Source organism: Acinetobacter sp. QJM3NY_42 (assembly GCF_056173745.1).
Genome location: NZ_CM149689.1, coordinates 693,301 through 711,648, shown reverse-complemented (window position 1 = coordinate 711,648; position 18,348 = coordinate 693,301). Strand labels below are relative to the sequence as shown.

Genomic DNA, 18,348 nt, shown 5'->3' with positions numbered 1-18,348 from the left:
TATTTTGTGCAACTGTTTATTAATCAGTTTTATTCATAAGCTTTGTAGTTAATGTGCTAAGCAGCTTATTTCATTTCCCTTAAAATGTATTGCACTTTAGTGAATATATATTTTTACAGCGTCCAAGCCTTTGAGCCAGGAGCCTTCATGACTGCTATCCCAACCATTGATATAGTGGATGCCTTGGCATCTGAATATGCTGACAAATCTCCAAGCGAGATTCTGGAACTTGCCTTGAGTCAGGAAGGTGAAATTGCTATTTCATTTTCAGGGGCTGAAGATGTAGTCCTGATTGATATGGCCTCCCGCTTGGGAAAACCATTTCGGGTATTCAGTCTGGATACTGGCCGGCTGCATTCAGAAACCTATCAGTTTATTGAAAAAGTCCGCAATCATTACAACATTGAAATTGAAATTTGTTTTCCTGAAGCAGAACCCTTACTCGATATGGTAAATCGTAAAGGCCTGTTTAGCTTCTATGTTGATGGCCATCAGGAATGCTGTGGTATTCGTAAAGTTCAGCCATTACGCAAGAAACTAGCGACTTTAGATGGCTGGATTACCGGTCAGCGTCGTGACCAGAGTCCGGGAACCCGTACTGAAATACCAGTAGTTCAGGCAGACACAGGTTTTTCTGGGCCGGGTAAACAGTTAATCAAGTATAACCCGCTGGCCAACTGGTCAAGCAGTGATGTCTGGAGTTATATCCGTTTAATGGAAATTCCATATAATGCCCTGCATGAACGTGGTTTTATCTCAATCGGCTGTGAACCTTGTACTAAAGCTGTTTTACCAAATCAGCATGAACGTGAAGGGCGCTGGTGGTGGGAAGAAGCCACCCATAAAGAATGTGGTCTGCATGCTGGTAATTTAAAGAAGTAATATCAGTCAAAAAACCGCTCATACCTAACTGAGAGTCTTAACAGTTGATTGGGCGGTTTTTTATTTAACTGATGAATTCACATAAATTTATGCTGCGTCTGGACTGAAAGATTATATACTGTAACGCGTGTTCTATAATTCTAACAATGAGCAGCTCAATAAGAGCTGACAGATCCATTGCAGTGAGGCAATCAACGCTATGCGTCCATTACACCCAATTGATTTCATTTTTTTATCATTAGAAAAACGTCAACAGCCCATGCATGTAGGCGGTCTATTCCTGTTTGAAATTCCTGAACATGCACCCGCGACTTTTATACAAGATTTGGTACAGGATATTCGTAACTCAAAATCAATTCCGATACCACCCTTTAATAACCGGCTAAGTGGCCTGTTTTGGGATGAAGATGAAGAGTTTGATCTGGATCATCACTTCCGCCATATTTCACTGCCTCATCCAGGACGTATTCGCGAACTATTAGCTTATATTTCTCAAGAACATAGTACACTTATTGATCGCGCAAAACCGCTCTGGACCTGTAATATTATTGAAGGTATTGAAGGCAACCGATTTGCTATGTACTTCAAAATTCATCATGCCATGGTTGATGGAATTGCAGGAATGCGACTGGTTGAAAAATCACTATCTAAAGACCAGCAGGCTAAAAGTATTGTACCGCCATGGTGTGTAGAAGGCCCACGAGCCAAACGCCTTAAAGAAGCTAAAAAAGGAAGTACAAAGAAAATTCTTGGATTACTTAAAGACCAGTTTGAAGCTGTACCTAAAGTAATGTATGAACTGTCACAGACAGTGATGAAAGATATGGGCCGTAATCCGCACTATGTTTCTAGCTTTCAGGCACCGAAAAGTATACTCAATCAGCGGGTCAGTGCTTCACGACGTTTTGCAGCACAATCTTTTGAGTTGAACCGTTTGCGTAGTATCGCAAGTGCATTGGATGTAACTATTAATGATGTAATTCTGGCAGTGTGTTCGGGTGCTTTACGTGAATATCTTCTTAGCCAGAACAGTTTACCGGCCAAGCCATTAATTGCCATGGTTCCAGCTTCTATCCGGGATGATGACTCAGATGTGAGCAACCGGATCACCATGATTCTGGCCAATCTGGGTACACATCAGGCAGATCCACTGAAACGGCTGGAAACTATTCGCCGGAGTGTACTAAATGCTAAACAGCGCTTTAAACGGATGACATCAGGTCAGATTCTGAATTACAGCGCATTGGTATACTCTGCCGCAGGACTTAATATACTTTCAGGAATGATGCCTAAACGTCAGGCCTTTAACTTGGTAATTTCTAATGTGCCGGGTCCACGTGAACCCTTGTACTGGAATGGTGCAAAGTTGGATGCACTTTTTCCTGCTTCGATTGTACTAGATGGACAAGCTTTAAATATTACCATGACCAGTTATCTGGACAAACTCGAGGTCGGCTTAATCGCCTGTCGCAATGCATTACCCAAAATGCAGAATCTGCTTACCCATTTGGAAGATGAAATACAACGTTTTGAATCACTGATTGAAGCTGAAACGTTTGAGAAAAATCTGACTGTAACAGGTTAAAGAACAATAGAAAATTGAGGGGCTAAATTAGGCCCCTTATTTTTTAATAGTACGGCACTGTTTTAAAAGCTGGTGACAAACCGAGCGGATCATCGCAGTAGTAATCTGGATTTCTCGACCATCATCATCAAGCATATAGCATGTATTCACTTTTTTTGAATCAAGTACGTGTTGAAAACCTTTATGAATAATTCTTTCGCTAACATTCATGTCATTTACCTCATTTGCTAAGACTACATAGGGGAGAAAAGTCTTTGGCTACCCAATGCATCTAGTATTGAAAATTCATGCATGAAAGTAAAATTTCAGTTGTAACAAGGATTAAGCGAAATTCTGTTACAACTTTAGCTTAAGATGATGTCATATTGCTCTTGCGTATACAGATTTTCGACCTGGAACTTAATTACCCGATTTACAAAATGCTCTAAATCCGCCACTGCTGGTGCTTCTGCTGTTAATAGACGGTCTATGACTGCAGGATGTGCAACTACTGTAAAGCCACTTTGTGATTCAAATGCCCGAGCATAGCGCATAATTTCTCGAAATATCTCGTAACATACTGTTTCTGCTGTTTTCACATATCCCCGTCCCTGACAGGTTGGGCAAGCTTCACATAATAGATGTTCTAAAGACTCCCGAGTTCGTTTCCGGGTCATTTCTACCAGTCCCAATTCGGAAACTTGTGTAATTTTAGTTTTGGCATGATCCCGTTCCAGCATTTTTTCAAACTGGTGCATGACTTCATTGCGGTGGTTCGCTTCCTGCATGTCAATAAAATCAATAATAATGATGCCGCCCAAGTTGCGTAGTCGTAACTGCCGGACAATCACTTGAGTGGCTTCCATATTGGTTTTAAAGACCGTATCTTCAAGTGAACGGCCGCCCACATAGGAACCTGTATTAACATCAATAGTAGTCATGGCTTCAGTCTGATCAATCATCAGATAGCCACCTGATTTTAAGGCCACTCGTGTCTGCAAGGCTTTTTGCAGGTCTTCTTCGACATTATACAAGTCGAAAAGTGGGCGCTCACCTGGGTAGTGAATCAGACGATCTTGCATACCCGGTACGAACTCTTCAATAAATTCGCTCAGTTTGGTATAGATTTCCCGCGAATCAATATAGATTTTGGCAGTTTCTTCATTGGCCAGATCACGGATAACACGCTGAGGCAAAGGTAATTCTTCAAAAATCAGAGATGGGACAGTGGTAGCACGCTGTTTGCGCTGAATATATTCCCAAAGCTTGGCAAGGTAGGCCATATCTTGGGCAATATCTGCTTCATCGACGCCATCAGCTGCCGTACGCACAATTACACTACCTGGTAAATCGTGCTGTTGCTGAATTTTCTCAATCAGTGAACGCAGCCGGTCACGCTCTTCTTCTGATTCGATTCGCTGTGAAACCCCAATGTGATTTCCAAATGGCATCAGTACCAGATAGCGGGAAGGAATTGAAAGGTCAGTAGACAGCCGCGCGCCTTTAGTACCCAGCATATCTTTCATAACCTGTACCGTCAAAATCTGGCCGGGCTGTAATAATTCAAATACATTGGGAGTAGACTGGTTGCGGGGCCAGATCATGTCATTGATATGTAAAAAAGCTGTACGTGAAAGGCCAATATCGACAAAAGCAGCCTGCATGCCAGGCAATACACGGACTACCTTGCCTTTATAGATATTTCCCACCAGACCACGCTTGACAGTCCGTTCAACAAACAGTTCATTGACCGTACCATTTTCAACTAATGCGACCCGACATTCCATAGGGGTGACATTAATGAGTAGCTCATCAGACATACTAAAACTCAAAACATTATAAAAATTCTTTCCAGCGGTTAATTTAGTGCCTTAACTGCTTTTAATAACTGTATTGTCTCATGTAACGGCAACCCGACTACATTGGTGTAGCTGCCAAAAATTCGGGGAATATATTGCGCTGCAATGCCCTGTATGGCATATGCACCCGCTTTGCCTTCTGGCTCTCCGGTCGCCCAATAATGCTCCATGTCGTTTGGACTGAGTGTTTGAAATTCAACCTGGGTATGTACCACTATACTCGAAATCTGCCGGGATGTGGCAATACAGACCCCTGAAAAAACATCATGGTGTCTGCCAGATAATTTTGACCAGATTTCAAAGGCATGCTGCTTCGATTCAGGTTTACCAATAATGGTACCATCCAGCCCGAGACTGGTATCAGCAGCAATAATTACAGATTCAGGATATTGTGCGAGTACTGCCTGTGCTTTTTGACGAGCCAGACGCTCTACATACTCAGGGACACTTTCACCTGCTCTTGTGCTCTCGTCAATATCAGGACTGTGAATATCGAATTCCAGTCCTAATTGCCTGAGCAGCTCCTGTCGCCTTGGCGAACTTGAGGCCAGAATCAGATGCGCCATTTTCGCAGCAGGTAATAAAGGATGGGCCAGCACAAAATACTGCTAAGCAATGGCTGCCAGTGCCGTGCAATTGAAAAATGCAGCCCCGCCATAACCTGGGTGAACCAGGTAAATAGCAGATGGGCAAAAATTGCTAGCGTTGTCAGTACCCATAAATTGCCAAAGGTTAAAATCCGGCGTTCACGGGTAAACCAACGTACGACAAAGGTGATCAGCACAAAACTGAGTGCATTCATTCCCAGGGGCGCATCACGTAGCAAGTCTGTAAAAATGCCTACTGCAAAGGCAAACCAGACACCTGTCCAGCTTGGCTGACACAATATCCAGAACAGCATGATCATCAGCATAAATAATGGCCGCCATCCAGAAATGTCATAAGACAATGGATAGACCATTAATACTGACCCGACTATGACTGACAGGATAATGACAATCAATGGATCTTTACGCTTTTCATAACGCAACTTAGCGATTGGCATAGGGTTGCTCCATCGCCAGAGAGTCCGAAAACAGGATCACCACATGATGTCCACCAGCCAGCTGTGCAGCTGGAACCACCTGAATCTGGGCGAACTCACCTGAATTATGGCGTCTGACTTTAGATACGGTACCCACCAGATAACCTGCCGGAAAATGTTCACCTAAACCTGAAGTATAGATTTTGTCTCCTGGTTTGATATCTGCACTGGTCGGCACGTATTCCATTTTCAGCAGCCCGAGATCACCTGTTCCTGCCACAATAGCACGCATACCGGTCCGTTCCAGACGTACAGATAGCGAATGTTCCTTGTCCGAGAGCAACATTACACGGCTAGAATGTGGATAGACATCAATGATCTGCCCCATTACTCCACGGTCATCCAGCACAGTCTGCCCCACCTTGAGCTGATTGCTGGCTCCCCGGTTAATAATAATGATATGCCGTAAGGGATCAGCATCAGTACCGATGACTTCTGCAATTTCCATACGACCATCAATAATAAGTGGTGTATCGAGCAGACCGCGTAAACGTGTATTCTCGGCAGAGAGCTTCTGACAATTTTTGTAGACGCACCTGAGCCTGTAACAGCTCGGCCTGCATCGCAGTATTTTCACGGCGCAGCTGGGCTTCAGATTTGGTTTGTTGACTCAGCCATTCTCTCGACAACACGGGATAGCTTGCCAGTGCATAAATAGGATTATATGCAGCGTACAGGACTTCCCTGGCAGGTTGCACCACATGCGGCATGCGCCAGTCAAAAAACAGCACAATAAGGCAGGTGATCACCGCTATGATGAATGAGCGAAAAGATGGCGGTTGTCTTGAAAAAAGATTCGGTTGCACCGCCTGGTTCCTAACTTAACCTACAAACAGCATATCATGATTCGGATTATCGAAGAATTCGAGTACCTTACCGCCACCGCGAGTCACACAGGTCAGTGGATCTTCTGCAACCATAACAGGCAGTCCGGTTTCCTGAGCCAGCAGTTTGTCCAGATTACGCAGCAATGCACCACCGCCTGTAAGCACAATTCCGCGCTCGGCAATATCAGAGGACAGCTCTGGTGGAGTCTGTTCAAGTGCCGATTTTACTGCACTGACAATATTGGAAAGCGGATCAGCAATGGCCTGAGTAATTTCATCAGAGGTTACGGTAATTGAACGGGGAACGCCTTCAGCCAGGTTACGGCCACGCACTTCGATTTCAAGTGTTGTACCGTCTCCGATCGCCATACCCACTTCTTTCTTGATCAGTTCCGCAGTCGTTTCACCAATCACGCAACCATGTGCTTTACGCACATAATTAATGATCTGCTCATCAAAAACATCACCACCAATACGTAGAGAATCTGCGTACACACAACCCTGTAGGGAAATAATCGCAATTTCAGTGGTACCGCCACCAACATCAACCACCATAGAACCACACGCCTGCTCAACCGGCATACCTGCACCGATTGCAGCCGCCATCGGCTCTTCAATCAGGCGGACATCACGCGCACCTGCATTAAATACCGCTTCACGAATAGCACGACGCTCAACCAGTGTCGATTTGCATGGTACACACACCACAACACGTGGTGCAGGTGGAAACAGGCGCTTCTCATGGACTTTGCCAATGAACTGGTTCAGCATGGTCTCAGTTACTTCAAAGTCGGCAATTACGCCATCTTTCATCGGACGTATGGCAGAAATATTTGCCGGGGTACGTCCAAGCATCTGTTTCGCATCCAGGCCTACGGCGGCAACAATTTTCTGTGAACCACTGTGACGGATCGCGACAACTGTCGGTTCATTCAGAATGATGCCCCGCCCTGGTGCATAAATAAGTGTATTTGCTGTACCTAAATCAATGGCTAGATCCGGCGAAAACAAGCCAATTAGTCGTTTTAGAATCACGGGTCGTTCTCAGTTAAACTTTATGTGGACGCAAGGTGGCAACTTTAACTAAATGTAGTGCGTTGAACAAGTCAATCGCTTATTATAACGCACGATATTTTGAATTTTTTAATACTGATTAGGTGATGGTATGTCTACACCGGATGCTCAGCATTCTGCAGATTTAAATGCACAAACAGTTTCAGCAATCGCCAATCTTGCACGTCTTTCGCTCAATGATACGCAATCTGCTGAATATGCTCAAAGTCTAAATAAAATTTTAGGCATGATGGATACCTTAAAGGCAATCGATACTGAGGGTGTTGAACCGCTAAAAAGTCCATTTGATCACCCTCAGCCATTACGTCAGGATGTTGTGACTGAAACCAATCATCGTGAAGAATATCAGGCAGTTGCCCCAGCTACTGAAGCGGGGCTGTATCTGGTTCCACGTGTAATTGAATAATTATCTGGTCAACTTCTGTACTTCAAAACTGAACCTAAAAGAATTTAACTCATGACTGATTTGCATCGTTTATCGATTCGTGAACTTGCCGAAGGCTTAAAAACAGCCCAGTTTTCCTCGCGCGAATTGACTCAGCACTATTTAAACCGTATTGAAAAAATTGATGCGCAGGTTAACAGCTATGTCACTGTAACTGCCGAACAGGCACTGGCTCAAGCTGATGCTGCTGATGCTGCGATTAAAACCGGTACCGCAACTGTACTTACCGGCGTACCTATCGCACATAAAGATATTTTCTGTACTCAAGGTATTAAAACCACTGCCGGCTCTAAAATGCTGGACAACTTTATTTCCCCTTACGATGCTACCGTAGTTGCTAAGGGCAAAGCAGCCGGTCTGGTCACACTAGGTAAAGTGAATATGGATGAATTCGCTATGGGTTCAACCTCCGAGAATTCATTTTACGGTGCGACCAAAAACCCGTGGAATTTAAGCTGTGTACCGGGTGGATCATCGGGTGGTTCGGCAGCGGCTGTGGCAGCAGATCTTGCTCCGTTTGCCACCGGCACCGATACCGGTGGTTCAATCCGTCAGCCTGCATCTTTTTGTGGTCTCACTGGTCTGAAACCTACCTATGGCCGTGTATCCCGTTTCGGAATGATTGCCTATGCCTCGTCACTGGATCAAGGTGGCCCGATGGCACGTTCTGCTGAAGACTGTGCTTATTTGATGAATGTCATGGCCGGCCATGATGAAAAAGACTCGACCTCCATGAATCAGGAAGTCGATGATTATGTAGCCAACTTGAATACAGCTTCTGTTAAAGGTTTACGTGTTGGTATTCCTAAGCAGTATTTTCAGGTTGATGGGTTGAATGCTGAAGTGAAAGCGCGTGTTGAAGAGTCATTGAAAAAGCTCGAAGAAATGGGCGCGATTCTGGTTGAAATTGACCTAAACATGACTGAGGCTTACGTTCCAACTTATTATCTGATTGCTCCGGCCGAGGCCTCATCCAACCTGTCACGTTATGACGGCGTGCGTTATGGCTATCGCTGTGAAAATCCGGTGGACTTGATGGATCTTTACAAACGTTCGCGTTCGGAAGGTTTTGGTACAGAAGTCCAGCGCCGGATCCTGATTGGAACCTATGCCCTGTCAGCCGGTTATTATGATGCTTACTATGTCAAAGCCCAGAAAGTTCGTCGCCTGATTCAGCAGGATTTTCTGAAAGCCTTTGAACAGGTCGATGTGATTGCAGCTCCAAGTGCGCCAACTACTGCCTATCAGCTGGGTGCTGCACAAGATACGGTAGCCATGTATCTGGGCGATATCTATACCCTTGCGGTCAACCTTGCCGGTCTGCCAGCTATTAATGCGCCAATTGGTTTCGATGCCAACCAGCTGCCTGTAGGCCTGCAACTGATTGGTAATTACTGGTCTGAGTCACAACTGCTGTCTGTAGTACACCAGTATCAGCAGGTAACCGACTGGCACACCCAACGTGCGGCAATTGCTGAGGAGAATGCATAATGGCTCAAGCTCAAAAATCGGCTAAACCGAAGTCCAACCTGATTGATGGTTGGGAAGTCGTTATTGGGATCGAGATTCACACTCAACTTGCGACCAAATCGAAAATCTTCTCAGGTTCATCGACTGAATTCGGTCAAGACCCAAATACACAAGCCAGCCTGGTTGATCTGGCCATGCCGGGCGTATTGCCAGTACTCAACAAAGAAGTAGTGGATTTAGCGATTCGCTTTGGTTTGGGTATTGATGCCTACATTGACCAAGCATCTGTGTTTGCACGTAAAAACTACTTTTACCCGGATTCTCCAAAAGGTTACCAGATTAGCCAGATGGACAATCCGATTGTGGGCTTGGGTCATATCGACATCCAGCTTGAAGATGGTACAGTTAAACGCATTGGCGTGACGCGTGCGCACCTTGAGGAAGATGCTGGTAAATCAATCCATGACCAGTTTGAAGGCATGTCAGGCATTGACTTGAACCGTGCAGGTACGCCACTTTTAGAGATCGTATCTGAACCGGATATGCGCTCAGTTGAAGAAGCGGTTGCCTACATTAAAGCGATTCACACGCTAGTGCGTTGGTTAGGGATCTCTGACGGTAACATGGCAGAAGGTTCGTTCCGTGCCGATTGTAACGTGTCTTTACGCCGTCCGGGTCAACCGTTCGGTACACGTTGTGAGTTGAAAAACCTCAACTCATTCCGTTTCATTGAACAAGCGATTAACGTGGAAATCGAACGTCAAATGGAAATCCTTGAATGGGATGGCACGATTGACCAAGAAACACGTTTATTTGACCCTGTGAAGATGGAAACGCGTTCAATGCGTTCAAAAGAAGAAGCGAACGATTACCGCTACTTCCCTGACCCAGACTTGTTACCTGTCATTATTGCTGATGAGCAAATCGAAGCAATTAAAGCGACCATGCCTGAGCTTCCTGCTGCACGTCGTGCGCGTTTCGTAGCTGACTTTGGTGTGACTGAGTACGATGCACACGTATTAACGCTGACTCGTGAAATGTCAGAGTTCTACGAAGAAGTCGTTAAGGCTGCTGGCGGTGCTGCGCAAGGTAAGATTGCTGCAAACTGGGTGATGGGTGAATTCTCAGGGGCTTTAAATAAAGCCAGCTTAGATCTTGCTGACTCTCCTGTGACTGCTGAGAAACTTGGCGGCATGATCGCGCGTATTGTAGACAATACGATTAGCGGTAAGATCGCAAAACAAGTGTTCGGCTTTATGTGGGAAGAAGGCAAAACTGCGGACGAAATTATTGCGGAAAAAGGCTTGAAACAGGAAACTGATACAGGCGCGATTGAAGCAATTATTAAGGAAGTACTTGCTGCCAACGAGAAGATGGTTGAAGAGTATAAATCTGGTAAAGAGAAAGCTTTCAACGGTCTTGTTGGTCAAGTGATGAAAGCGTCTAAGGGTAAAGCCAACCCTGCACAAGTAAATGAATTAATGAAAAAATTGATTGGTTAATCTGATCTTTTTCTAAAAAAACCCGCTTTAGAGCGGGTTTTTTAGAAATTTATTAAAAATAATATTTCCGATTATTAGCCCTTTACTACTATAAGCGGGTAATTCATCGACACTCTTAACTCCATAGTGGTTAAGTAACATAGATAGTCGAGGAACTAAAATATCCAGATTTTTTTCGAGATTTTCGAAATTTTCAGTCCCATATAGATTTTGAAGAATTAAATCAGTACTCTTTAATGTAAATGATTTAGTTTCCGTAAATATTAGACCCTTTGATGCCAAATAATCAACATCAACAGAAGCGGGATAAAGACTTAAAAAATATTCAGTTAAAGTATTTAAGCCTTTCAAATACTCTGTAAAAGAAAGATTTTTAATCTTTTCGATCTCATCTTGTTGTAAGCCTTTTTGATTTAACATACTTACCAAATTTCGACAGTTAAAATCCTCTCCTTGATATGTAATATTAATAGTCAAATTTCTAATAGCAGTTAAAAAACCTAAAAAATTGATTTGATTTTTTGAAATATTACTTAATGTCTCAATTGCATCATCAAGAATATAGCTATTATCATCTGCTTCATCTGAATCTAATTTTTTTGATAATAGTTCAATTAAGAGTTGCTTAGACGAATTCTCTTTTCTCCTAATAATATTTTTTAGTCCCTCATGAAATAGATATTGAAAATTTGCATCTGTCACTTTTGAAAGAATTTTTATCGCTTCTTGATCAGAGTTAGAACTAGTGGTGAGTTTTGACTCTAGCATTGTATTTATACTTTGCTTAAATTGTTGAATTTCTGCTTGTACTTTTTGATTTTCAGCTTCTATTAATTGTGGGCCATGTACTAGTAACAGTTCAGGAACTCTTTTTTCTATCTGGTAGTCAATAGTTTCTATAATTTGCAATAAAGTTGGGCCATTATAAATATCTCGAGCTGCTTGCTGAACAGTACTATTTTCTGAAGCCTCTGCCTCCATTTTAACCTTTTCTAACATTCTTACTTTTCACTCTTACTTTTAACTTTTTCCTTTAATTTTATATCACGGCCTGCCTGAATAACTGTTGAGCCGTTAGAAGCTTTCGCTGAATTTCTAACTCCCGAATTGCTTCCGAACATCGCAATTATAGCTGCCAACAAGCCATGTAAAGCCGAGAATATAATAGCCCATGTGTTGTAATCATAACCTATCCAATCAATTTTAAAATAAATTGCGCTGCCTACTGTCAAAACCCAAGCAATAGCGACTAACAGATATAAAATTTTCAAACTACTTCGTTTAATTATCAAATAAAATTATTTTATATCAAAATCTTGTGGTAATTATAGAAAGTTTCCTGAATCCCCAATATTCATTTACTGCTTTATATTAAATAATGACCTTCAAAAAAGTATCCTCTATCGCCAAACTCGAAGACTTAGGACTTACCAAAGTTCGCTAATCCCCCTAAATCCCCCTAAATCCCCCTTTGAAAAAAGGGGATTTTGTCGTGTAATCAAATCGATACGTGATGTTCCATCTCCTTTTTTAAAGGAGAGGACTAGGGAGAGGATTTAAAACATGCTATAAAATCAAAAACAAACCGAAGAAAAATAAAAATGACACCTGAACAATTACAGCTCTATATTTTCTTTGGTCTTGGGATCTTTATTCTGCTCATTATCTTGCTTCTGCTTCATCCCAAGTCCCGTAGCAAAATCACTACACCCTCTAAAACTCGAAGCAGTCGAGACTCCAAGTTAGCCAACCTTTCCAATGGTATCGAGCTAATTTTTACACCGATTTTCTGGATCATTAAACTCATCATCGGGATATTCAAATCATAAAGCTATTCTTAACGGAAATTTGAAATCTGCTCAGAAAATGCCACTTTTCCCATATTGGAAATTGATTAATTAGAATAGAATCTGCGCATTCTCCCATCCCGCTCACTAACATGTCCAAGAACCTCGCCACCCTGATCGGCTTTAGTGCCATCTTACAGTGGTCGTCTATCGTGGGTTTACTCAAAAAAGTTAGTGCAAATATTGGTGCAGATTTAGCTGTGCTGTTTATGTATAGCTTAAGTGCGGTACTGCTGTTTGCCCTATTTCGCATTCCCAACTTGAAAATCATTCCACGCAAATATCTCTTTGGTGCAACGGCATTATTTGTGGTCTATGAAATCTGCTTTTCCTATGCCATTGCCCTTGCCCAAAACGCACAACAAGCCATAGAAATCAGCTTGGTCAATTACCTGTGGCCAAGTATGACCATCTTGATGCTGATTCTATTTAAAGAACTGAACTTCAATAAGTGGGTGATTTTAGGTTTAGGGATTAGCCTTGCAGGCGTGTTCTATATTCAAACCGGGAATGGTACGATTGATCTTGCTGCGGTGATTAGCCATATGCAAAGTAATCCGCTGAGTTATGGACTGGCATTTGTAGGCGCAAGTTTATGGTCACTGTATTGTGTGATGACTAAAAAATACAGTCAGGGACATAACCCGATTAGCCTCTTTTTTATTGCCACCAGTCTAGTGCTGTGGCTCAAAATGCTCGTACTACATCCTGAGCAATTTGTACACATCGTTCAGATTGATGCCACAACATTGATGTATATGCTGATGGTCTCTACCGTGACAGGTTTAGGTTATGCCGCATGGAATATTGGCATTAACCGAGGCAATATCACCATGCTGGTCACGCTGTCTTATTTCAGCCCAATATTTTCATCCATCATGTCGATGTGGATTTTACAAACACCTCTATCGAAAACCTTTTGGCTTGGGGCAATCATGGTGACTTTGGGTTCTTTTGTGTGCTGGATTTCGACCAATTGGCATGAGCTTAAACAACGTTTTATCACGATGCGGTTAAGACAAACTTGAACCGCAGCTTTTTACTTATACAACTTATTTTTATCCGAGATTTTAACGGGTAACACCCAACTTATTCCAAAGATCCGGCGTCAAGAAAGTTGTTACCAGCTTATTCAAATCTACATATTTCAGAACACCATTAAGCTGCTGTTTAATTTCAGGCGTTTTAAGAATTTCTTCACCTGTAATACTGCCTAACTCTTGAAAACTATCTCCCACCGCCTGCAAACCTTCAGTCTGAATCACCGCCTTGGTCTGTGCCGAACATTGCTCTACCAGTATGCGTTGCAGCACAGTGGCCAGATTCTTATCTAATGCTTCCTTTTGTGTCGCCGTCACATTACTAAAGGCCTTTAAGTCGGGATGATTGCCCAATGCCACAAAGGTCCATTGCAGAACTACGGTTTTATCGGTGGGGGTGGTCGATTTCATCAAACAGTTACTGAGCTGATCCACCGTTGGGCCAGCCAATGCAATCTGAGAGGCCCCTAGTAAGGTTGCCCCTATAAAAAGTCCGCGAAACTTGCTCAAGGATATAAGCGCCATAGTATTTCCCTGCTTTTTAATATTGGGCCAATTACATAAAACCGTTTATTTGTAGCATACCGGCTGTTGGTTTACCTGTTATGACTGTGTAAATAGGTGCATTAGAAAGTTTATAGAGAAACCATGAAGACAATGTTCCGTAGACATCAAAAGTTTTCTAATTCCTTAATAACAATAAGCAGGGAACTGTAGCGTAATAACAGACTGCGGCTTATAGTCAGCAAAACCGGTATATAGGGAATTGACCAGATTCTTTATATTAAAAAAACCCGCCGAAGCGGGTGGAGTAAAAGCAGCTTTAATCATCTAATACGGCTTCAAAGGTCTTGAGACGTTTATAGATCGATAACAGCTCGATAATCGTTTTCCAGGACATAATCAGATACTGAAATGATTCACGGACTTTATCGAAAACATTACCAATCTGGTTGATCAGGCCCAAAGTCATCTTGCCGGCTGCAATAGCAGGGAAAAGCACGACCAGACTGTAGAGGATATCAAGCTGGCGGTACCAGGTTGCCACCAGATTAAAATAGGCGTAATGAAAATATAAACGGAAATAGTTCTGGCGTACTCGGGAAAACAGCTCTTTTAAGGTTGCCGGCTGGGCTCGGTCTGCATAGTCTTCACCATATACCAGCTCTTTACGGTAAGCTGCCTCAACTTTCTGGTTATTAAACTCAAGGCCCGGTAACTTGACACCCACCACCATGAGCAGAACCGTACCAAAGATAGCCCAGACAATGGCTGCCCAGACCAGTGAGTGTTCTACCTGCCCCACCAGCGGCAATTCCGGTACATGCCGGGAGAGCTCAAATAGGATTGGCAGGAATGCAACCAGAACCATAACCGCTTTAATCAGCTCGACCCCTAAATCTTCCATAATAGTGGCAAAACGCATGGTGTCCTCCTGAACCCGCTGTGATGCTCCTTCAACATGACGTAACCGGTCCCAATGCGCGGTATAGTATTCATTCATTGCGGTACGCCAACGAAAGATATAATGACTGGTAAAGAAAGCATTAATGACCATAATAGTCACTGCTACCATGGCAATATATAAAAAGGTCAAGGTACCCATATACAGGTCACGGATATTACCGCCACCGCTACTCAGCATTCGCTGAATTAAATCCCAGAATGGCCCATACCAGGCATTAATGGCTACACTGACCTGTACGCTAAACCAGATATTAAACAGAATAAATGCCGAGCCCCATACCGACCAGCGCTGCCAGGGATGATTTGCTTTAAATCGCCAAAAAATGGCAAAGATCGCAGTAGCTACGAAGAACCACAGGTAAAACCAGAGAAATGCCGGAGACCAGAACCGGCTAACCCCAATGGGCAGTTCAGCCTGAGCATAATCTGATGGAAAGCCCAGCCAGCTTCCCCACTCCCGTCCGCCTGCTACATACCAGAGCAGCAGGTTGACTATGAACCAGAACAGCAATGACAGAAAAAATACTTTGGGTTGTGGAAAAAAAGATTTAAACATGCAACCTGTGATTCCTTTTATTTTTTATAAACGGCATTGAACTGATAAATTACACGTGTGGCTGGTCAAGTACCAGTCTCTTGATGAATGGACCGGTCATTTTTAGTTTATTATTTTTCTATAGCAGGTTTCCAGCAGTTCTTCTTTGACTGTCAGCATCAGTATTTAAGATGCTAAATATCACAAAAAGCAGGGCCAGTGCCCTGCTTTTTATAAGTGCACCAGATTAGGAAACCTTTAAATTGAGTTCCTGTTGCATCATTTCACGGATTTTATATTTCTGGGCTTTGCCTGAAGCAGTTAAAGGAAAAGCTGTTACAAACCGGATATAACGCGGCACTTTCTGGTGCGAGATATGTTCCTTGCAGTACTGTCGGATAATTTCTTCACTGGTATTACTATGCGGATGCAGGATAATACAGGCGCAAAGTTCCTCACCATATTTCTGGTCAGGCACACCTACAACCTGTACATCAGACACATCGGGATGAGTATATAAAAAATCCTCTATTTCTTTAGGGAACAGGTTTTCCCCTCCCCGAATGACGACATCTTTAATACGGCCCTTAATCTGGATAAAGCCCTGCTGGTCCATTTCCGCCAGATCTCCGGTATGCATCCAGCCAGTCTGATCAATCACTTCTTTAGTTTTTTCTTCATCTTCCCAATAGCCCAGCATGACTGAATAGCCCCGGGTACATAGTTGGCCAAGTTTGCCGCGCGGTACAATCTTGCCGTTACGGTCGATAATCTTGATTTCTACATGCGGATGTATGCGTCCCACTGTATTGACCCGGGTTTCAATCGGGTCATCTACCATACTCTGGGCACTTACCGGCGAGGTTTCAGTCATGCCATAGCATATGGTCACTTGTGACATATGCATGCGGTCGATCACACGCTGCATAATCTCACGCGGACACGGACTGCCCGCCATAATTCCGGTACGCAGGCTGCTCAGGTCAAACTCGTTAAACTGCTCATGTTCCAGCATGGCAATAAACATGGTAGGCACACCGTAAGCAGCCGTACATTTTTCCTGTTCAATAGCCTTTAAACTGCTAAGTGGATTAAACACATCACATGGATAGACCATTGCAGAACCATGAGTTACACAGGCCAGATTTCCCATGACCATACCAAAACAGTGAAATAGTGGTACCGAAATACATACTCTGTCCTGCGGGGTAAGTAAAATTCGTTCACCAACAAAATAGCCATTATTCAGAATATTGTTATGGGTCAGCATGGTCCCTTTGGGGTTACCGGTAGTACCAGATGTAAACTGGATATTAATAGTTTCATCGAATTGTAATTCCTGACCGATATTTTGCAGCGCCTGCAACTGCTCTGAGGTAGGTGAAGTCAGTAAGTCATCGAAACAGTGGAAAGCAGGATGAGCCTGATCATCAATTTTTATCAGATGTTTTAAATGCGGCAGTCGCTGTAAAGACAGTTCACGGCTTTGAGTTTCATGCAGCTCAGGAACAATCTTGAGTAAAATTTCCTTAAAGTTACTTGTTTTGCACTGTACTGCCATAATCAGGCCAACACAGGATACCTTGTTGAGCACATATTCAAGTTCATGACTGCGATAAGATGGATTCAGGTTGACCAGAATGATACCTGCCTTAGCCGTGGCAAACTGTGCAATAGTCCATTCCACACAGTTGGGTGCCCAGATTGCAAGGCGATCACCTTTTTTTAGTCCCAGCTCAAGCAGATTACAGGCAAAGGCATCAACCAGTGTTCTCAATTCTGCATAACTGATGCGACGATTTTGGTGAACCGAGACAACGGCATCCTGTGCAGTATATTGCGCACATGCCTGATCAAATTTCTGTCCAATGGTCATGCCCAGTAAAGGTTGCTCACTTGCACCAGATGCATAACTTAATTGTGTATCTGTCATTGAATCCTACTCCTTGATTCATTGTCATTGTGTTTTTCAGATTGTTATTAGGGGTCGATACATGACCCCGGTTTTCATTGTGTTTTACGTATTGTTATGTGCAATTCTTTGTTCAGTTCTTTCTTATCCATACAACAGGCATGTTTAGGTGTTAATTTTCTCCTTGTACCGGTTGAGGTGCACGAACGACTGCCTGCAGACAGAACTCGGCTACATAACGGACAAAGTCCTGCTTATCAAACTTTTTACGGCGAGCCGGGTCAATCGGCTCGACTACAGCAAAAGTCATGGCACCAACAATACACAGGGCTGCGGTATTGACATCGTCAAAACTGAAATCTCCACTTTCCTGACCTTCTTTCAAAATATCAATAATGGCATTCTTGATTAGCTGCTTAACCCGTACACGCTCAATTTCGATAGCCACATCGACTGGTTCGAAGATGAGTGAATAAGCCAGCTGCGGTCCGGTAAGTGCGCGTTTTACAAAGGCTGTAACTGCCTTAAACAGTTTTTCTTTTGGCGGCAGGTCTTCCCGGTAAATGGACTCAAGAATGCGGATTTCCTGCATGGCAGCGTCGGTCAGGACTTCCACCAGTAACTGGTTTTTTGAATTAAAGTAACGGTAGACCAGACCGCTTGAAATACCGGCCAGTTCTGCAATGGCATTAATCTGGGCATCTTTAAATCCCCCACGAGCAGTCAGGTCACGTGTAGCCTGTAAAATGGCCAGCCGGTTCTGCGCCATCCGTTCTTCCATCAGAGAAGATCTTTTATAGTTCATAAGAAAAATATTATTTACTTCACGCCTTAAAATGA

The 18,348-nt window shown here is 43.3% G+C and carries 18 protein-coding genes and 1 pseudogene; 7 read left to right on the top strand and 12 right to left on the bottom strand.

From position 1 onward, the window contains the following. The first annotated feature begins 147 nt into the window (after positions 1-147). A complete protein-coding gene (locus AC0VYT_RS03310; RefSeq protein WP_005015964.1) occupies positions 148-882 on the top strand; it encodes a phosphoadenylyl-sulfate reductase in 735 nt (244 codons plus the stop codon). 199 nt (positions 883-1,081) lie between these two features. Next, on the top strand, positions 1,082-2,467 hold the full coding sequence (locus AC0VYT_RS03305; protein ID WP_005015966.1) for a WS/DGAT/MGAT family O-acyltransferase: 1,386 nt from the start codon (positions 1,082-1,084) through the stop codon (positions 2,465-2,467). 36 nt (positions 2,468-2,503) lie between these two features. Here the strand turns inward: AC0VYT_RS03305 and AC0VYT_RS03300 are convergent, their stop codons facing one another. The 6 genes and pseudogenes from AC0VYT_RS03300 to AC0VYT_RS03275 all read right to left on the bottom strand — a co-directional run bounded on the left by AC0VYT_RS03300 (position 2,504) and on the right by AC0VYT_RS03275 (position 7,251). Then, positions 2,504-2,677: a PA1571 family protein gene (locus AC0VYT_RS03300; RefSeq protein ID WP_005015969.1), complete on the bottom strand. Its 174-nt coding sequence runs from the start codon at positions 2,675-2,677 to the stop codon at positions 2,504-2,506. 134 nt (positions 2,678-2,811) lie between these two features. Next, complete coding sequence (gene rng, locus AC0VYT_RS03295; RefSeq protein ID WP_005015970.1) at positions 2,812-4,266, bottom strand: ribonuclease G; 1,455 nt, start codon at positions 4,264-4,266, stop codon at positions 2,812-2,814. A 38-nt stretch (positions 4,267-4,304) separates the two neighbouring features. Then, positions 4,305-4,871, bottom strand: coding sequence for a Maf-like protein (locus AC0VYT_RS03290; protein WP_034430080.1), 567 nt, complete (start codon positions 4,869-4,871; stop codon positions 4,305-4,307). Further along, entirely contained in the window at positions 4,859-5,350 is a 492-nt protein-coding gene (gene mreD / locus AC0VYT_RS03285; RefSeq protein ID WP_005015983.1) for a rod shape-determining protein MreD, read from the bottom strand. The genes AC0VYT_RS03290 and mreD overlap by 13 nt, the downstream gene beginning before the upstream one ends. After that, positions 5,337-6,195: pseudogene (mreC, locus tag AC0VYT_RS03280) on the bottom strand (rod shape-determining protein MreC). The gene mreD and the pseudogene mreC overlap by 14 nt, the downstream one beginning before the upstream one ends. A 15-nt stretch (positions 6,196-6,210) precedes the next feature. Beyond that, a complete protein-coding gene (locus AC0VYT_RS03275; protein ID WP_005015988.1) occupies positions 6,211-7,251 on the bottom strand; it encodes a rod shape-determining protein in 1,041 nt (346 codons plus the stop codon). A gap of 130 nt (positions 7,252-7,381) precedes the next feature. Here AC0VYT_RS03275 and gatC point away from each other — a divergent pair, with 130 nt between their 5' ends. The 3 genes from gatC to gatB are packed head-to-tail and all read left to right on the top strand — an operon-like array spanning position 7,382 to position 10,707. Next, positions 7,382-7,696 (top strand): Asp-tRNA(Asn)/Glu-tRNA(Gln) amidotransferase subunit GatC, encoded by a 315-nt coding sequence (gatC, locus tag AC0VYT_RS03270; RefSeq protein WP_005015990.1) that lies wholly within the window; start codon positions 7,382-7,384, stop codon positions 7,694-7,696. 51 nt (positions 7,697-7,747) lie between these two features. Further along, the gene (gatA, locus tag AC0VYT_RS03265) at positions 7,748-9,226 is read left to right on the top strand and encodes an Asp-tRNA(Asn)/Glu-tRNA(Gln) amidotransferase subunit GatA (RefSeq protein WP_005015992.1); all 1,479 of its coding nucleotides are present in this window, start codon (positions 7,748-7,750) and stop codon (positions 9,224-9,226) included. Then, entirely contained in the window at positions 9,226-10,707 is a 1,482-nt protein-coding gene (gene gatB, locus AC0VYT_RS03260) for an Asp-tRNA(Asn)/Glu-tRNA(Gln) amidotransferase subunit GatB (RefSeq protein ID WP_005015997.1), read from the top strand. The genes gatA and gatB overlap by 1 nt, the downstream gene beginning before the upstream one ends. 27 nt (positions 10,708-10,734) lie before the next feature. Here the strand turns inward: gatB and AC0VYT_RS03255 are convergent, their stop codons facing one another. Together AC0VYT_RS03255 and AC0VYT_RS03250 are read right to left on the bottom strand one after the other, a co-directional pair. Continuing rightward, a complete protein-coding gene (locus AC0VYT_RS03255; protein WP_005015999.1) occupies positions 10,735-11,706 on the bottom strand; it encodes an LPO_1073/Vpar_1526 family protein in 972 nt (323 codons plus the stop codon). A gap of 2 nt (positions 11,707-11,708) precedes the next feature. Next, on the bottom strand, positions 11,709-11,978 hold the full coding sequence (locus AC0VYT_RS03250; RefSeq protein WP_144745098.1) for a hypothetical protein: 270 nt from the start codon (positions 11,976-11,978) through the stop codon (positions 11,709-11,711). 330 nt (positions 11,979-12,308) lie between these two features. Between AC0VYT_RS03250 and AC0VYT_RS03245 the strand changes: the two genes are divergently transcribed. After that, positions 12,309-12,536: a hypothetical protein gene (locus AC0VYT_RS03245; RefSeq protein ID WP_005404938.1), complete on the top strand. Its 228-nt coding sequence runs from the start codon at positions 12,309-12,311 to the stop codon at positions 12,534-12,536. A gap of 110 nt (positions 12,537-12,646) precedes the next feature. Next, positions 12,647-13,582 (top strand): aromatic amino acid DMT transporter YddG, encoded by a 936-nt coding sequence (gene yddG, locus AC0VYT_RS03240; RefSeq protein WP_005016001.1) that lies wholly within the window; start codon positions 12,647-12,649, stop codon positions 13,580-13,582. A 42-nt stretch (positions 13,583-13,624) separates the two neighbouring features. Here the strand turns inward: yddG and AC0VYT_RS03235 are convergent, their stop codons facing one another. The 4 genes from AC0VYT_RS03235 to AC0VYT_RS03220 all read right to left on the bottom strand — a co-directional run bounded on the left by AC0VYT_RS03235 (position 13,625) and on the right by AC0VYT_RS03220 (position 18,313). Then, positions 13,625-14,119: a hypothetical protein gene (locus tag AC0VYT_RS03235; RefSeq protein WP_005016006.1), complete on the bottom strand. Its 495-nt coding sequence runs from the start codon at positions 14,117-14,119 to the stop codon at positions 13,625-13,627. Between the two features lie 298 nt (positions 14,120-14,417). Continuing rightward, complete coding sequence (sbmA, locus tag AC0VYT_RS03230; protein WP_005016009.1) at positions 14,418-15,617, bottom strand: peptide antibiotic transporter SbmA; 1,200 nt, start codon at positions 15,615-15,617, stop codon at positions 14,418-14,420. A 226-nt stretch (positions 15,618-15,843) separates the two neighbouring features. Further along, a complete protein-coding gene (locus AC0VYT_RS03225) occupies positions 15,844-17,529 on the bottom strand; it encodes an AMP-binding protein (protein WP_005016010.1) in 1,686 nt (561 codons plus the stop codon). A 151-nt stretch (positions 17,530-17,680) separates the two neighbouring features. Next, entirely contained in the window at positions 17,681-18,313 is a 633-nt protein-coding gene (locus tag AC0VYT_RS03220) for a TetR/AcrR family transcriptional regulator (RefSeq protein WP_005404936.1), read from the bottom strand. Positions 18,314-18,348 lie beyond the last annotated feature (35 nt).

Excerpts from the sequence above, each read along its gene's own strand:
- gatB (WP_005015997.1), top strand. The coding sequence starts at position 9,226 with ATGGCTCAAGCTCAAAAATCGGCTAAACCGAAGTCCAACCTGATTGAT.
- AC0VYT_RS03220 (WP_005404936.1), bottom strand. The coding sequence starts at position 18,313 with ATGAACTATAAAAGATCTTCTCTGATGGAAGAACGGATGGCGCAGAAC.
- AC0VYT_RS03255 (WP_005015999.1), bottom strand. The coding sequence starts at position 11,706 with ATGTTAGAAAAGGTTAAAATGGAGGCAGAGGCTTCAGAAAATAGTACT.
- AC0VYT_RS03225 (WP_005016010.1), bottom strand. The coding sequence starts at position 17,529 with ATGACAGATACACAATTAAGTTATGCATCTGGTGCAAGTGAGCAACCT.
- AC0VYT_RS03300 (WP_005015969.1), bottom strand. The coding sequence starts at position 2,677 with ATGAATGTTAGCGAAAGAATTATTCATAAAGGTTTTCAACACGTACTT.
- AC0VYT_RS03310 (WP_005015964.1), top strand. The coding sequence starts at position 148 with ATGACTGCTATCCCAACCATTGATATAGTGGATGCCTTGGCATCTGAA.
- yddG (WP_005016001.1), top strand. The coding sequence starts at position 12,647 with ATGTCCAAGAACCTCGCCACCCTGATCGGCTTTAGTGCCATCTTACAG.
- gatC (WP_005015990.1), top strand. The coding sequence starts at position 7,382 with ATGTCTACACCGGATGCTCAGCATTCTGCAGATTTAAATGCACAAACA.
- sbmA (WP_005016009.1), bottom strand. The coding sequence starts at position 15,617 with ATGTTTAAATCTTTTTTTCCACAACCCAAAGTATTTTTTCTGTCATTG.
- gatA (WP_005015992.1), top strand. The coding sequence starts at position 7,748 with ATGACTGATTTGCATCGTTTATCGATTCGTGAACTTGCCGAAGGCTTA.
- AC0VYT_RS03235 (WP_005016006.1), bottom strand. The coding sequence starts at position 14,119 with ATGGCGCTTATATCCTTGAGCAAGTTTCGCGGACTTTTTATAGGGGCA.
- mreD (WP_005015983.1), bottom strand. The coding sequence starts at position 5,350 with ATGCCAATCGCTAAGTTGCGTTATGAAAAGCGTAAAGATCCATTGATT.
- AC0VYT_RS03245 (WP_005404938.1), top strand. The coding sequence starts at position 12,309 with ATGACACCTGAACAATTACAGCTCTATATTTTCTTTGGTCTTGGGATC.
- AC0VYT_RS03305 (WP_005015966.1), top strand. The coding sequence starts at position 1,082 with ATGCGTCCATTACACCCAATTGATTTCATTTTTTTATCATTAGAAAAA.
- AC0VYT_RS03290 (WP_034430080.1), bottom strand. The coding sequence starts at position 4,871 with ATGGCGCATCTGATTCTGGCCTCAAGTTCGCCAAGGCGACAGGAGCTG.
- rng (WP_005015970.1), bottom strand. The coding sequence starts at position 4,266 with ATGTCTGATGAGCTACTCATTAATGTCACCCCTATGGAATGTCGGGTC.